This is a genomic window from Tichowtungia aerotolerans, assembly GCF_009905215.1.
Taxonomy (GTDB): Bacteria; Verrucomicrobiota; Kiritimatiellia; order Kiritimatiellales; family Tichowtungiaceae; genus Tichowtungia; species Tichowtungia aerotolerans.
Genome location: NZ_CP047593.1, coordinates 201,452 through 216,525 on the forward strand (window position 1 = coordinate 201,452; position 15,074 = coordinate 216,525).

Here is a 15,074-nt window from a genome sequence, read left to right on the forward strand (position 1 = left end):
ATCACAAAAAAGAACACATGCACACTAAACAGAACTGTTGCGTAAAACAACGCATTTTGTCTCTAATATCAAATCAATCGTTTACTTCGAGCTGAAAATACCCGGAAACCCGATCAACTCTCACGGTATCGGACCGGTCGCTTGCCCCATAAATTCCCGACAGAACGGGAGTCCAGCCACCGCTCAAATCCGGAGCAAACATCAGATTGTAGCGACGACGCGCCACTCCCTGCCACCGAAGCACCAGCTCACCCGCCCTGCCCGGAACGAACAGGCCGGTAATAGCCAGCCGGGACTGGGGATCCCGCGGATCGGTTCCGCAACGATACTCATCATAATCGGACGCTCCGTCCCCATCAGAGTCGCCCGTCCCGTCAACCGCGGAAACCCAGCCGAAGTGCTGCAGCTCCCACTCGTCCGCAATCGCATCGCCGTCCACATCCGGATCCACAACGACCACATCAAAAGAACGAAAAGCACTCCACTCCCCAATATTACCAGCCTCGTCGATAGCACGAACCTGCCAACGGTGTTCCCCCGCATCGAGCGTTTTCGAAAATTCAGTCGCAGAACCGGCATCATAAACCATCGAATCGATCCGAATATGATACCCGGAAACGCCGCTTTCATCGGCAGAAGCGGTCCATTCAAAGCCGACCGAACTCCCCAGCCCGGCCTGCCCATCAACAGGGGCCTGCAGAATCGGCGCCGCCGGAGCCGTCCGATCCGCAGAAAAGTAAAAATTAACTTCCCGATCCGCACTCAGGATTCGCCGAGAGGTCGTAACAGTTCCTCCCTGGAAGGTCACCGAAACATAATAAAACAGATCGTCCTTCGCCATAAAACTGTACGCCCCGTTCGCATCGCAAATCTCCTGACCCACGAACCCTACCGAGTTCGAATAGCTGACCGTAAGCCCCGGCTCCGGCTCTCCATTCACATGAACCACCCCCTGGAACAGATAGGTGTCAGGCGTCCCTCCCATATCCTTAATTTTCAGAGTGAACTCATCCGTATCAACAACCGGCCCCTCTGAACTGTCTCCCGACAGCGTCAGAACAAAATCCACCTCATGCCCCAGCGGCGCGGAGCCGTCCACATCGACCAGAAGCAGCCCATTGGTCAGACTCTCATCAAGAGCCATCGACCCCATCGCGAGCTCAGGCTCAACAAGGGTAACGTACGGATCCGAACTGCTGAGCACGGCGGTAATATTGCTGCAGCCGAACAAATCCAGATTTTCCAGACGAAGCTCCAGCCCGATCCGCTCTCCGGGCTCCACATCGCCATACCCGTCACCGGAGGTCCCGTCGCGGCCGTCATCCACCACGACAACCTGCGAGTCCACCAGCCAGGGTGCAGCCTTGCTGACCACCCAGTAAACCGGCTCATGATTCGCCGGAAGCGACACCGATCCCGACGGCGCAACAATCCGTTTTTCGGTTCCCATCATACTGACCTGCAACATTGGCGTGCCCGCCGCGACCGGCAACTCCACACTGAACGGAAACTGCGCATCCTCAGTCGCCCAGGCAGTATAAACCAAATCGCCCGCCCGGTTTTTAAACGAATAGAGCCGAACCGGATTAGGATAATCGCGCAGGCGCGCAACCGGCTGTGCACCTGCCAAAAGACTGGATGCCGTGGCAAACGAACCCACTACCTTCGTGCAGCGCGTCTGCTGCGCGCCGACATCCTGAGCTCGGCGCAGGACGTTGTAATCAAGCTTCAGATCGAAAAAGCTGAATAAATTTACACACTTAACATTCAGATCCCGACGAAAGCTCATCATAATAATCAGCTCGCGGGCGGTCCAACGGGCGTATTCCTCTTCGGTCACCAGCTTGCGAGTCCAACCAAACTCAGTCCAGAAAGTCGGCAGACTCTGCTGTCCATAAGAGTCCAGCACCCTTTTAACCGCATTAAGCCGGGGAACCAGATCCGGTTCCGGCGGAGTCTGGTGACCGGTGCCGTTTGGCGTTGTTTGCCACACCGGATAGGGATGCGTGCTCATTGCGTCCTGACGGCCAATCATACTGTCCGGAGCTTCCAGCAAATCATCAAACCAGCTGTCATAGATCCCGGCCAGACAGCCCCCGATAAATTTTGCATCAGGATTACCAAGTTTAACCGCCTCGTTTTGCAGCCGACCGAGCATTTTCGCTGCCGCGACAGCCCCGGTACGTGTGTAATAGGGAAAGAGGTTTATCTGGTTGCTGTTGTTGGGCTCATTCCATGCCTGATACCACGTGACCAGATTTGTGAGTGTGGATGCCACCGTCTGGTGATACGCCTGATACTCATCATAGTAATCCGGAACCGGAGGATAACGGTTCCCCGCGTTGTTATTGGCCCATTTCGGGCAGCCGTCGGCGGTCATGATGATTTCGATGCCGCCGGCCTTGAGGGTTTCAAGCATCGAAATATAATAAAAATCAATCGGGCCGTTTTCGACCGGCTGACGCCAGGGCCATTGCGCGTTAGTAAGAACCGTCCAGCGGATTCCCATTTTCCGCATCAGGTCAATATCTTCCGCAACCGGCTCCGCGCGCTGCCCTTCTGTTCCCATATAAGCCGGGAACCCGAATGCACCAAAAATTGTATCATCAACACCGAGCTCGGGATTCTGCCCTCGCAGGATAATGACATCCTGATAGTCCAGCAGTGTCAGCGGGTCTGCATGATCCGCAACCTCCAGTCGATAAAACCCCGCATACTGCGACGACAGATCAATCGTTGCAACTCCGCCAACAACAGGCTCAGCACCGTCCGCATGAACGGAACCGTCAAACTGATCGACGAGAAGCCACTCGACGGCAGAAACAGTTCCGCTGACTGCGGTTACATCAATCATCAAATCGTCCGTCGTCGACCAAACCGGCTCTGTTTTATCCACCTCGATCGTCAGCCCGGCGGCCTGCGTAAACTGCGCATTGATCCGCAACTCTTCAAGAAGAGCCCGCTTGTACAGGTACGGAGGAATCCCCCGCTCAACCGCTACATAGAAAGCCGAAACACCCGAGGGAATATTGACGCTTAACGTCTGAGAATCAGCACCCGCCTCAGAAAACCAACTGCGGGAAAAGTCGATACTGTTGTACCCATTAAAAGCAGAATAATTACCCGCAAAACCCAGCTCCAGCGAATCAGAAACCCCTATTGAAAAAACGCTTCCGCAATCTTCTTTGTCCGCCCCACCGCTCAGAAGCGTCAGATCCGCCTCCACCGTACCGCCCGCAAAGGTGTTACCGGGCGGGGCGGAGAATTTCCAAATCAACGCGACGTCGTTAGCATTGTACGTCCCCCCGAGCATGACACTGTTGGTCACCCACTCTGCATAAGCATAAAATCCGTCAGTATGAGAATCTCCGGCTGCGGTATAAAGTCGTCTCTGGCCGTCATCCTGCGAAAAATCCTCGACCCAAGCCGGCGACGAAAGTTCCAGACCATTATCATGGAAACGAACATTGCGATACAAATCGGCAGCCCCAGACCTGCAACCAATGCGGTAATATGTTTCAGCATTCCCGGCAAACGCAAAAAACAGAACACCGCCCAAAAGGGAACATATCCCGCCAGCACCCTGCTTTGACTCTCGACACATACCCACAAACACCTCCACCCAATATAGACATAGATTTTCCGCAGGCTAACCCGTCAGACCCCGGCCCGACCGATCAACAAACTTGTTCCGTAAATATAGCAACTGTTTCGTTAAAAACAAACATATATTGCTAAAAAGCCAAACAAGTCCCTCTCAAAAAGAACATTCGTCTTGAATATTCGCTTGCATAAACCCTCGCAAATAGTGTTTATTGACCCTCAAAAGCAACAGTTTCCCAAACTAAGCAACAATAACCGGAAAGGCAGCTCTCTTGACATCCATTCGTCGCACAAAACAGTACGCCTCCACACTGCTACTGGCCGCATTCGCCTGCCAAGGCGCATCGCTGGACAAAGCATGGGATGAGGTCGAATACGTGAATTATCGAGGAGCCTATCCCCTCTTCGAGCAGGAATTCCGCAACACCCCGGAATCCTCGGAGGCTCTTTTCGGGATGGCACTCTGCCTTCACTACCGCCAGCCGGATGTCGCCGGCGACAAGGCCGAAGCCGAAAGACTCTACAAACAGCTGATCGACCAGACCGCAGAGGCCCCCGGCCCGTGGCGGCTTCCGGCCATGCTGAACCTGGCGCAGCTCTACGGCCAGATTGACTACATCTCCGACACCCGCCGGCCGGAAAAGGCCATCGAGCTGTACGACCAAATCCTCGACGAGTTCCCGGACAGTCCGCTGGCCACCCAGGCGCTGCTCTACCGCAGCAGCCTCGAGCTCGACGAGATGAACCCGGAAAAGGCCCGGGACACCGCAGCCCGCCTTCGTCGCCGGGCGGAGGCCCGCCCGGACGACCCCTATCTTTACAACCTCTGGCGCATGGTCGCCATGGCCAGCGAGCACCCGCTGAACCAGCCGGCCGAGGCCATCGACGCCTATCGCAAGGCCGAGCAGGCGGGACTCCCCCCGAACAGCCGCAAAGACATTCTCTTCTGGCGAATCGCCAACCTGGCCGAACGGATTAACCGCAATGACCTGGCGATTCACTACTACCGCAAAATTGCCGAAGAGCTGAAGCACACCAATTTCGCCTATGAGGCCTCCCTGCGGCTTGCCGCACTGGAAGCGCAAACGGAGGTAGCGCCATGACGTTTGTAAAAAAATACCTTGGAGCCCTGATCCTGATTCTGGCGCTCACCCTGTCCACACTGCAGGTCATCATCAACCAGGCCCGCTATGAAGCGCCGGATGTCAAAACCATCCGCATCTGCCACTTCCAGCTCGAGGCGGGATTCCGCCAGGCGCTCCAGCAGCTGATCGATGAATATGAAGAGCATTACGCCAAAACCCGCGGCGAAAAGCTGCGGATTGTTCAGCTCCCGATCAGCCAGCGCGGCTACGAGCAGTTTGTGAACACATCGCTCATCGGCCAGACGGCTCCGGATATCATCGAAACCGACCCGCTGGTGCGCACCACCCAGGATGCGGCCTATGTATCCCGCTTTTTTCTTCCGCTCGGGGAGTATGTCAGCACTCCCAACCCCTACACCGCGGGAACCGCCCTGGAACAGCTCCCCTGGAAGGAAACCTTCTTTGACGGCCTGCAGAGCGCATTCAAGAAGAGGCTGCTGGACTACTACCACATCCCCTTCTCCATCTTCACCATCCGCATGTATTACAACATCGACCTGTACGAGGAGCTGACCGGAAAGACCGAACCGCCGGCCTCCTACCAAGAGTTTCAGGACGTCTGCGGCCAGATCCTTGAAAAAGGCCGCCACTCCCCCGAGCTGCTGGTCCCGATTGCCGGCAGCAAATATCAGGCCGCGGTGCTCGGCTCCCGCTACGAACGCCCGTTTTTTGTCGACCTGTCGCAGAAGATCGACACCAACCTCGACGGCGAGGTTTCCGAAGCCGAGGCCTGGCTGGGCTATCAGGAAGGCGCCTACCTCCTGAACGATCCGGTATTCATCGCCTCGTGGAACTGCTCGGTTGAAATCTCCAAAAACTTCCAGAAGGGCTGGATCTCCTCCCAGCGGGACGACGCCACCTTCCTGTTCCTCCAGCAGAACGCGGTCATGCTGGCGTCGGGCTCGTGGGATGCCGCGAGCATCCTCAAGCAGGCCGAAGGCAAATTCCGCGTCGGCATCTTCGACTTCCCAATGCCCATCGACCACCCGGCCTACAGCCGGTTTGTCAAGGGGCCGCTCGGCGAAGGCAACATCCAGGGCGGCATTCCCTGGGCAGTCACCAAACAGTCCGCCCACCCGGAAATCTGCCTGGACTTCCTGCGCTTCTGCACCACACCGGAGCGCAACGAGGCCTTTAACAAACAGATCACCTGGCTGCCGGTCGTCAACGGAGCCCAGCCCAAAGACATCCTGAAGCCCTTCACGCCCCGGCTGGCCGGCTTCCAGACCGAATTCCGCTACCAGAACCTCAGCACCGCGCTGCGCATGATTGAAAAAGGAGCCCGCTGGCAGCTGCTGTCCGGGCAGATCACGCCCGAAGAGTATGCCGCCAGGCTCTCCCAGACACTGGAGCGCTCCGGCGAACAGGGATTCCTCAAGAATATGGAAAAAGACGAGCTGACCCAGCGGGACACCAACCGGATGCTGGCCGCCAAGCTGGCCCTGGCCTCCCGCAGCGCATCAGCTCCTCCGAAAAAAACCGAACAGCAGATCCAGCAGCTGACCGAATTCAGGCTGGACAGCTGCCATCAGTCCGCCGTCAGCCGGCACCGCTATGAAATCATCAAACAGGGAGAGGCCGAGTGAAACCCGCAAAAATCAACATCTTTGACCTGCGGAAGAACTGGGTTCTGCTGGCGCTGCTGCTTCCGTCCCTCGGCCTGATTGCCCTGTTCAGCTACCTGCCGGCAATCGACGCCATCAAGCACAGCTTCTACAAATGGGACGGCGCCTTTATCAAGCAGTTCATCGGAATGGACAACTTCCGGTCCCTGCTCGGCGACCTTACGCTCTGGACGCCCCTTCTGCTGAGCTGCCTTGCACTGGGCATCTCCGGCCTGTCAGCATCCGCAGCAACCCGGCGGCGGCTTCAGTGGATCATCTACCCGCTGGCCGCATGGACAGTAACAGTGCTTGTGCGCGACGCCATCGCAGGCGGCGCCCTGCAGCACACCCCGCAGGCAGTCGGGGCGATCCAGATCCTCTTGGGACTCAGCCTGCCCGCCGCGGCCGGCATGCTGTGGCTGAAGCCAAAGCCGCGGCTGCGGACAGCCTGCCGCGTGTTCTTCTGGCTGCTGGCGGTCGCGGCCGGCATGACCTATCTGATCGGCGTCAAGCAGAGCGGCGACCAGCTGCTCTGGATGAGCTTCCGCCTGATTTTCATCATGATCGCAGCCAACCTGCTGAAAATGTGGCCCAGCATTTTCACGGCCGTCTGCATCCACCGCCTCAAATCCGACCGGGCGCAATACATCTACCGGGTCCTGTTTGTCATCCCGATGATCATCCCCCAGATTGTCATGCTGCTGGTCTGGAAATTCTTCTACGACCCCAACATCGGCATCCTCAACCGCGTGATCACCGGGCTGCACATCGACCGGATCCTGATCTGGCTCGACACCTGGGTCTTTCACCTCGGCGTCTTCACCGACCCGTTCAACCCGGCCTGGCTGGGCAACCCGCACCTGATCATCCCGGCGCTGGTCTTCTGGGGATTCCCGTGGGTCGGGGTCGTCGGCGTGCTGATCTACCTCTCCGGCCTGCAGAACATCGGCAACGATGTGTATGAAGCCGCCCAGATTGACGGCATCGGCTGGTGGGGAAAATTCTGGCGCATTGAACTGCCGCTGATCATGACCCAGGTGCGGCTCAACCTGATCCTGATGATTGTCGCCACCTTCCAGGCCTACTCGTTCCAGTACATTCTGCTCGGAGCCGAGGGCGGCCCGCAGAACCGGGGCCTCACGCCGGGCCTCTACATGTTCTACCGCGCATTTATGGAACAGGACTACGGGTATGCGTGTGCGATCGGGCTGATCCTGTTCATCATCATCCTCACCCTGACCGCCATTAACCAACGCTTTGTAAAAGTTGACAAATAGGATCCCGAATGAAGACTACCAACCGACTCCATGAACGGACCAAACACCTGCTGATTCTGCTGGTGATGCTCTTCGCATTCTTCCCGCTGTACGTCATGCTGACGATCAGCCTGAAAGACAACGCGCAGTTTGTTCAGTCACCGTTTCTGCCGACCTTTCCCCTGCACTGGGAAAACTGGTCGAAGGGATGGTCGCTGGTCAGCAGCTACATCTCCAACAGCATTTTCGTCACAACGCTGGGAGTCTGCACCTGCCTGGTCACCACCCTGATGAGCGCCTTCGTGTTTGCCCGCTACGACTTTTTCGGCAAACGGATTCTGTGGCACCTGCTGCTGATCCTGCTGTTCATGCCCGGCATCATGAACCTGGTTCCGCTGTTCATCCTGATGAAAAACCTGAACCTGCTCAACTCGCTGCTGGGCCTGGCCCTGCTCTACTCGGTCGGGGGGCAGGTGTTCTGCATGTTCGTTTTGCGCAACTTTATCGAGGAAATCCCCAACGATCTCTTTGAGGCCGCCCAGGTGGACGGCGCCGGACCGCTGCAGCAGATTGTCTCCATCGTCATCCCGATGAGCGGAAGCATTCTGGCGACCCTCGCGATCCTGCGCTTCCTGGCCGACTGGAACAACTTCATCGCCCCGCTGGTCTTCATCTCCGATGAATACAAGCAGCTGCTGCCGGTCGGCATGATGCGGCTGGACGGAGAATACGTGAAACAATGGGGCGAAATGATGGCCGGATTCACCATCGCATCGATCCCGCTGATTATCATCTTCCTCTTCACCATGCGCCTGTTCGTCAAAGGACTGACCGGCGGCGCCGTTAAAGGATAACTTTCATCTACAACCGAGGTCTCACCATGTCAAAAGTAACACTCAAGGCGATTCATAAAATTTACGACGACGGCTATGAAGCCGTCCGCAACATCAACCTCGACATCAAACACGGCGAGTTTCTCGTGCTGGTCGGCCCCTCGGGCTGCGGGAAATCCACCACCCTGCGCATGGTGGCCGGACTCGAGGAAATCAGCAAAGGCGAAATCAGCATCGGGGAGCGCACGGTCAACAACATCCCGCCGAAGGACCGCAACATTGCCATGGTCTTCCAGAACTATGCGCTCTATCCGCACATGAGCGTCTACGACAACATGGCCTTCGGCCTCAAACTGCGCAAATTCCCGAAAAGCGAAATCAAAGAGCGCGTTGAAAAAGCCTCTGAAATCCTCGGCCTCGACGCCCTGCTGAAACGCAAGCCCAAGGCCCTGTCCGGCGGACAGCGCCAGCGGGTCGCCATGGGCCGCGCCATCGTGCGCGAACCGGATGTCTTCCTGTTCGACGAGCCGCTCTCCAACCTCGACGCAAAAATGCGCGTCGAAATGCGCAAGGAAATCCTGCAGCTGCACCGCCGCATCGACACCACGATGATCTACGTCACCCACGACCAGATTGAGGCCATGACCCTCGGCGACCGCATCTGCGTCATGAACGTCGGCGTCATCGAACAGGTCGGCCCGCCCACGGTCATCTTCGACCACCCGGCCTCGCTGTTCGTCGCCCGCTTCATCGGCACCCCGCCCATGAACATCTTTGAAGGACTCCTGCGCGTCGAGAACGGACGCCTCATCTTTGACGGCGGCAGCATCACCTGCCCCCTGCCCGAGGCCAAGGCGTCCATGCTCGAGGGCTGGGCGGGCAAAAAGGTCTGCCTGGGAATCCGTCCGCGCGCGCTGAAGCTCGCCACGGAAGGGGATGAGGTCGTCTTCGAAGGACGGATCGATGTCTCCGAAATGCTCGGCGAAGAGGTCCTGGCCCATATCGAGTCGGGCGAACACAAATACATCACGAGCATCAACCCCCATCAGGCCGCGGCCTTGAAAAACGGCACCATCCGTCTCACGCCCGACCTGTCGCTGGCTCACATTTTCGATGCCGAAAGCGGCAAAAACCTCACCCTGCCGGAATCAGTAAAACGGGAAACCACATAAAAAGGAGAGAATTCCTGAAAAACCCATACGGCGGTCTTTACCAATGTATCCCGGATACTTCGTTTCAGAACAACCTCCTGCGGCAGGTGCCTGCAATCGCCTGACCAGCAGCTTTCTATCAATTAATTCTTTGGGTTAAGTATGTCGTTAATAAAAAACAACATGCGCAAGATAACTGTATTTTTCGTTGCCGGCATACTGGCCCTGGCTGCGTTCGGGGTGGATGAATTTTCTGTCGGCCCGGAGGCTTTTGACCCTAAAGGGGGCCATATTCAAGGTATTGCAGCATCACACGATGCGCTTTATCTCACACAGCAGACGCGAATTGTGAAGGTTGACTGGAATGGAAATGTCTTGAAGACATTAACGGTTCAAAACCATACCGGTGATATCACTTATCATGATGGGAAGCTGTACACCGCAGTCGCGGTTTTCCCGGCGAAAAAAGAAGGCTGGATTCAGGTCTTTGACGAAAATTTGAATCTCCTCAAGCAAACAACTGTTGACCGGACGATCGATGGGATCGTTTATCTCGACGGAGTGCTTTATGTCGGAATGGGTGCAAAAGAGCAGCCGTCGAACAAACCGCACCGTGTTAATATCCTCGGCCGGTTCGATGCCGAAACGCTGAAGGAAATTTCCCCGCGGGCGGATTTCGATTACGGCTACCAAACCAAATTCGGGTTTCAGAATCTCACGACGGATGGCGAGGTGATCTACGGTTCTTTCTACGGCTTCGAGAATGCTCCAAATATCGCGGTATTTGATAAAGACCTGAATATTATTGGCACAAACCCGTATCGAGCCTATCAGGGATTCGATGTAATGCCGAAATCCCTGACCGGCGGGAAGCTGGAATTCATCAGATCCAGAAACAAGTTCACCAAAGGTGAGGGTCTTACCTGCCACCTGGAGTTCCCAGAGATTACTGTGAACAAGTAAACCGGCTGCAGCTGGACTGCGATAGCGGGTACGCTTTGACCGCAAAGCGTACCCGCGTTTTTTAACCATCTTTTGGGCATGCCCCGTTAGCGCCGAAACACATATCGCAAACGGGGCCCTGATCAAAGCCGCTTATCTTATTGGCCGTTCCTCACAAGCCTGTTCTCCGGGCGCGTAATCCGAGCAACCATAATGACCGAAACTGCAGATCCCGGTTTTGATTCAAGCCGAGGGAATCTTTACCTTCTCCAAAGGTTTTCCGGACAGTACCCAGCCAAAACCAACCCGCGAATCTCTTCCATCACTTGCGGTTTATCTTCGGGACAGGTTACCCCCATCCACTTCTCGTTGGACGGAAGCACATCGGCGGTCGCTTCGCCATCTTGAATCACAGCATCAATAACTTCCGGCAACAGGCATTCGCTGTTCAACTCCCCTCCCTTCTGTTCAAGTAAAGGCCACAAATCCCTACTCCACCAACCCAGGCATCCGCCATTCGATCTATTGAAGCCTCTCTATAAAGATGTTCCAAAAATATTCCGCCGCGCCCTCCGGAGACAGCAACTCATTTTGATGCCCGAAAGTCGTCATCCCCATAGGCTTCATAAACAAAGAATATCCATCTTCCGCTATCGACATCGAATCATTACAACTGTTGTTGTCAGCATTGGCGTCCGAAGAGTATGAAATGCCATTACCAAACAGTCCGCCCAAACGGACCGTGCATTCACTTGCGGATTGTCCACCCATATAGATGATCGAGGTAAAACGGATTGCGTCAATGCGTTTGAACCGAGTGCTGATTTCCGAATTCCTCGCCCTCAACTCCTCTAATGAATTCTCAAAATACCTGGTAATGTACTCAAAGGTAGATTCCAAAAATTCATCCCGCTCCTGATCAGTGAAGGTCTTTTTCAACCGCAAATTACTGGAACGGTCGACATTGGTTCCGACTGCGGGAATGGGCTCAGCAGCTTCCATTATTTCAACAGTAGATGATGGACTGGCTGGCGACATTTCTTCTATTGCAGATCGCACAGCCTGCGCAACTTCGAGCAGCCCATCATTCTGATTAACAAATTTTGAAACCGGCTTGCCGTCAATTGGCACGGCCAAGAGCTTGCCAAAAGGAGCCGGGTGCCAATCACACGGCTCCAGAATTACAGGGACAACCCGGGTCTCACCAGCTTCATGCCGCTCCATTGCCCTCGCCATTTCCCGTTCGTAACAATACTCAGATGCTAGGAAATGGGGGCTGACCAAAAGCAGGATTATGTCGGCTGATTCCAGGTGAGCACTGATAGTTCGATCAAATTCATTGCCGGCACCAATCCGTCGATCATGCCATGCCTCAATCAACCCCTGACGCTTCAGCATCGTAAGATGGACCTCCAGCTCATCCCGCATTGTTTCATCACGATGAGTATATGAGAAAAAAACCTCTGCCATTTGAACATCCTCCTCTAACGCAGCAGTCGCGTCAGCTGTTTTAAAAATGAGATCAAATCGCCCACATTAAAACCTGTGCCGCCAAGACCTTTATCGCCCCACAATTGAAGAATGGCCTGTTCTGTCGGATTATAAACACGACTACTCGCGCCAAAACTCACAGAGTGATCATGCGCTGCCAAGTTTAGTGTGGCACCATTTTCATGAATATCGATCTCTACCACAACTGGGGAACCGTCTTTCTTTCGGCTGTTTACCTGGTCAGCAAGCCATGACTCAAAATTATCCGACAAATCCCTCCGAGATGTTCCAATTTTTATCGTTACCATTTCCGCCTCCATTAAATTGCTACAAGTCACGAGCTAATCGAGCCAAATCGACATCATAAAGCTTCTCGATATTGTATTTGTCACAGAACAAATTGGAAAGCAGCCGGGTAACCTCATAGAGATAGTCGAGATGCTCTTTGATATTGCTAATCCGCACAGCAAACTTGGCTTCATGTACACATTCGTGTCGCAGACGATCGATTTTGGCTATACGTTCGCGATCATACTTCTTCATCCGGGATGACGCAAAGTCATTGGGCTGAATTATACCGAGAAACACATCTAGTTTCTTAAGCATAGATTCTTTTTCCAATTGAGAGAGATATTTCTCAACCTGCTCTCGCTTCAAATCAACAATCGTTTTCTGATCGACCTCTTCGATAGTTATAGACCTCTTCGATATTTTCTTTGTCCATGACACCGAGTCTACATCGGCACAGATTCGGCAAATCTTCATCAACAAATCTTCGACCACAGAGTGGGCGAATACAAGAGATGATGCAGCTACTGCTGCTTCAGCATTTTCCACAGCGCTTTGTCTAAACAACGCTTCTGTCTCAACCGCAAACTCATCATCAAAATGATCTGGGTTAACTCCACAAAGCTGGCAAAGATCTGTGTCCGCTTGTCTACAGCTGGGATTTTCCCCTTTGGCGGTCAATATTATACCGAAGTAAGTAATCGAAAGCTGGTCATGGATGACTTTAAAAAAATGATCAAGATTAATCATCAGAGCAACCATACGTAACTCTGGACTGTCGGCACTATATTGTTTTTGCCCTGAAGTCATAGATTCCTCATCTAGGCCAATGCCATTATACTTTAATCATCGCTAGCCCAAGGGATTGAATGTGTATAAATTGAATGGTAAAAACGAGAAACATCTGCCTTTACCAAGAAACGAGCCGAGGAGCAAATTTCAGCACGAAAGTCTACTCGTTTACTTTGTGGCTCACCCTCAAAAGCTCGCTTGCCCGATTCCTTTAAAGGCTTTGTGCATGAAAACTCAGAAGCTTTAAAAATCGAGTGGATGTCCTGCCAATTCTCTTCAATACAGTTCGCCAGCCACGCATGATGAACGGGGTTGGGGACGCCTAACCGCCGACGCAAAGTCCCCGTTCGAGCCAGGTTGTGACGAGAATAGGATGAGACCTTCTTTTTATGTTCCGATCCAAGCGACGACAAAGCTGCTTGAGAGAAAGACGTTATGTTAAAACAAGGCGGCAACTCTTTCGGCAAAAACCCTTTCGAACAAAAATCTAATGCGGGGATTGGCGTTGATGGTTTTTTACTCATTGTCTCCCTTCCCAAGTTGGAATCTTAAGCATTTTATCCTGCCATTTTAATCAAATCCTGGTTCTTAGCCTCACATTGCTACTTCAACGCCTCTGGCACCGCCCAGCTTTCCGCCGCCTTCTTCGCCATCAAAATTTTCCTTATTTTCCAATGTTTTGGAAATTGGCTCACAGAGCCGACTCTATATTTCCAATCCCGCAGGAAACAATATACCGAACAACTTACAGGGATTTGGGGAAACCCGAAAGAATAGACAGCAAAAAAGACTTGTAGTGAGTTTCTCTACATTTTGACCGCAAAAGGGTTCAATCATCGATAAAAGTTCGCATGGTGTCCGGTCAAGATGCACAGGGGAGGAAGGAATGCCAACTTCTGGACTAATGGTTCGCATTGCCATCAAGAAAGGCAACCATTCGAGATGCAACAGGGGATGAACTCTGTAGAGAACGGAGACCCGAGCCTTTGGCGAGCTGGACTGGCGACTTTCGACGGCAACAAAGTGCAATCGGAGGCCAAAATTCGGCAAGAAGACCACGAAATCAGCTCACGCTGCGGATGGAGATTTGGGAACGTCCTATTATTGACGAAAACAGGCAGTAAAATGAAAAAAGCGAACCCAGGAAGAGTTACCGTTCCCGCTGGTCTCTTCTTTTCGGGAATACGAAAAGCACTTTCGCCTGCGGCTCAGGTCGCTGTAAGAAAACTTGGTCGGGGTGACTGGATTGCTTCGGGCTTTGCCCTTGCCCTTCGGGGCCGCCGCTTCGCGTCAGCCTCGCTCTCAGGTTCGCGTCAAACCAGCAGGCTGGTTCTCATTTCACCGGCTCATCCTCAAAGGAGGGGGCAAGAGCGATCCCCGACTGCTAAGGTAGCAGTTGGATAAAAAAGGAGATCGCTATGCCCGATGAAAAAATAGACCTGATTGCCCCGGCATCAAGGTACATTCTGTGAAGCGTCATGGAGCCTGCTTCATTCAAGCGGAAGATCTGGGTCCGGTTGAGTGTCCGGCGTGCAGCTCTCAGCAGCTCTGGACACTACCCAACTGAGAAACGCAGCTTATTGAGGAAGATCGTCAAGCCAAAGTACCATCATACCCCGGCACAAAGTCAGGATAAGGTTTTAAATGGCCAGCAACCCGGTCAACTGCAAGGCAAAAAGCAACACGCAGATCATACAAAGCCCGATCGACCACAAAGGCAAGGGACTCTGATCTTCTGACCGCCGCATGAATTTTGCCCAGGTTGCCAGAACTGCCAGCAGCAAGGTAGTACCGAGCACTCCCAAAAAGGTCGCCTGGTTTTTACCGGCATAAGGTACGCTGGAGCCTGCGCGGCCTACTAAAGGCAACAGCATACAGGTGAAAAAAAAAGAAAGACCGGCAGCGACGGTCAAAACGCTGCCGGTTAAAGGTTTTTGCAAAAACTGTTTTATCATTTTATCGCCAAAAA

At 53.9% G+C, this 15,074-nt stretch carries 13 protein-coding genes; 6 read left to right on the forward strand and 7 right to left on the reverse strand.

The window, feature by feature from the left end; translation table 11 throughout:
* Positions 1-73: 73 nt before the first annotated feature.
* Complete coding sequence (locus GT409_RS00760; RefSeq protein ID WP_160626074.1) at positions 74-3,559, reverse strand: alpha-amylase family protein; 3,486 nt, start codon at positions 3,557-3,559, stop codon at positions 74-76.
* Positions 3,560-3,875: 316 nt separating this feature from the next.
* On the opposite strand from GT409_RS00760, the gene GT409_RS00765 reads away from it, so the two are divergent.
* The 6 genes from GT409_RS00765 (at position 3,876) to GT409_RS00790 (ending at position 10,555) form a co-directional block, all read left to right on the forward strand.
* On the forward strand, positions 3,876-4,706 hold the full coding sequence (locus tag GT409_RS00765; RefSeq protein WP_160626075.1) for a tetratricopeptide repeat protein: 831 nt from the start codon (positions 3,876-3,878) through the stop codon (positions 4,704-4,706).
* Complete coding sequence (locus GT409_RS00770; RefSeq protein ID WP_160626076.1) at positions 4,703-6,334, forward strand: ABC transporter substrate-binding protein; 1,632 nt, start codon at positions 4,703-4,705, stop codon at positions 6,332-6,334. The genes GT409_RS00765 and GT409_RS00770 overlap by 4 nt, the downstream gene beginning before the upstream one ends.
* Positions 6,331-7,629, forward strand: coding sequence for a carbohydrate ABC transporter permease (locus tag GT409_RS00775; protein WP_160626077.1), 1,299 nt, complete (start codon positions 6,331-6,333; stop codon positions 7,627-7,629). Before GT409_RS00770 ends, GT409_RS00775 begins: the two co-directional genes overlap by 4 nt.
* Before the next feature lie 8 nt (positions 7,630-7,637).
* The gene (locus GT409_RS00780; RefSeq protein WP_160626078.1) at positions 7,638-8,462 is read left to right on the forward strand and encodes a carbohydrate ABC transporter permease; all 825 of its coding nucleotides are present in this window, start codon (positions 7,638-7,640) and stop codon (positions 8,460-8,462) included.
* Between the two features lie 26 nt (positions 8,463-8,488).
* Entirely contained in the window at positions 8,489-9,613 is a 1,125-nt protein-coding gene (locus GT409_RS00785) for an ABC transporter ATP-binding protein (protein ID WP_160626079.1), read from the forward strand.
* 162 nt (positions 9,614-9,775) lie between these two features.
* A complete protein-coding gene (locus GT409_RS00790) occupies positions 9,776-10,555 on the forward strand; it encodes a hypothetical protein (RefSeq protein ID WP_160626080.1) in 780 nt (259 codons plus the stop codon).
* Between the two features lie 239 nt (positions 10,556-10,794).
* On the opposite strand, the gene GT409_RS00795 is transcribed toward GT409_RS00790, so the two are convergent.
* The 6 genes from GT409_RS00795 to GT409_RS00820 form a co-directional block, all read right to left on the reverse strand.
* Positions 10,795-10,986, reverse strand: a complete 192-nt coding sequence (locus GT409_RS00795; RefSeq protein ID WP_160626081.1) for a hypothetical protein — start codon at positions 10,984-10,986, stop codon at positions 10,795-10,797.
* Between the two features lie 70 nt (positions 10,987-11,056).
* Positions 11,057-12,004: a toll/interleukin-1 receptor domain-containing protein gene (locus tag GT409_RS00800; protein WP_160626082.1), complete on the reverse strand. Its 948-nt coding sequence runs from the start codon at positions 12,002-12,004 to the stop codon at positions 11,057-11,059.
* A 14-nt stretch (positions 12,005-12,018) separates the two neighbouring features.
* Positions 12,019-12,333: a hypothetical protein gene (locus GT409_RS00805; protein WP_160626083.1), complete on the reverse strand. Its 315-nt coding sequence runs from the start codon at positions 12,331-12,333 to the stop codon at positions 12,019-12,021.
* Positions 12,334-12,352: 19 nt separating this feature from the next.
* On the reverse strand, positions 12,353-13,123 hold the full coding sequence (locus tag GT409_RS00810; protein WP_160626084.1) for a hypothetical protein: 771 nt from the start codon (positions 13,121-13,123) through the stop codon (positions 12,353-12,355).
* 32 nt (positions 13,124-13,155) lie between these two features.
* Complete coding sequence (locus GT409_RS00815; RefSeq protein ID WP_160626085.1) at positions 13,156-13,629, reverse strand: hypothetical protein; 474 nt, start codon at positions 13,627-13,629, stop codon at positions 13,156-13,158.
* Between the two features lie 1,116 nt (positions 13,630-14,745).
* Positions 14,746-15,060 carry a hypothetical protein gene (locus GT409_RS00820; protein WP_160626086.1) on the reverse strand — a complete coding sequence of 105 codons (315 nt, stop codon included), beginning with the start codon at positions 15,058-15,060 and terminating at the stop codon, positions 14,746-14,748.
* Positions 15,061-15,074 lie beyond the last annotated feature (14 nt).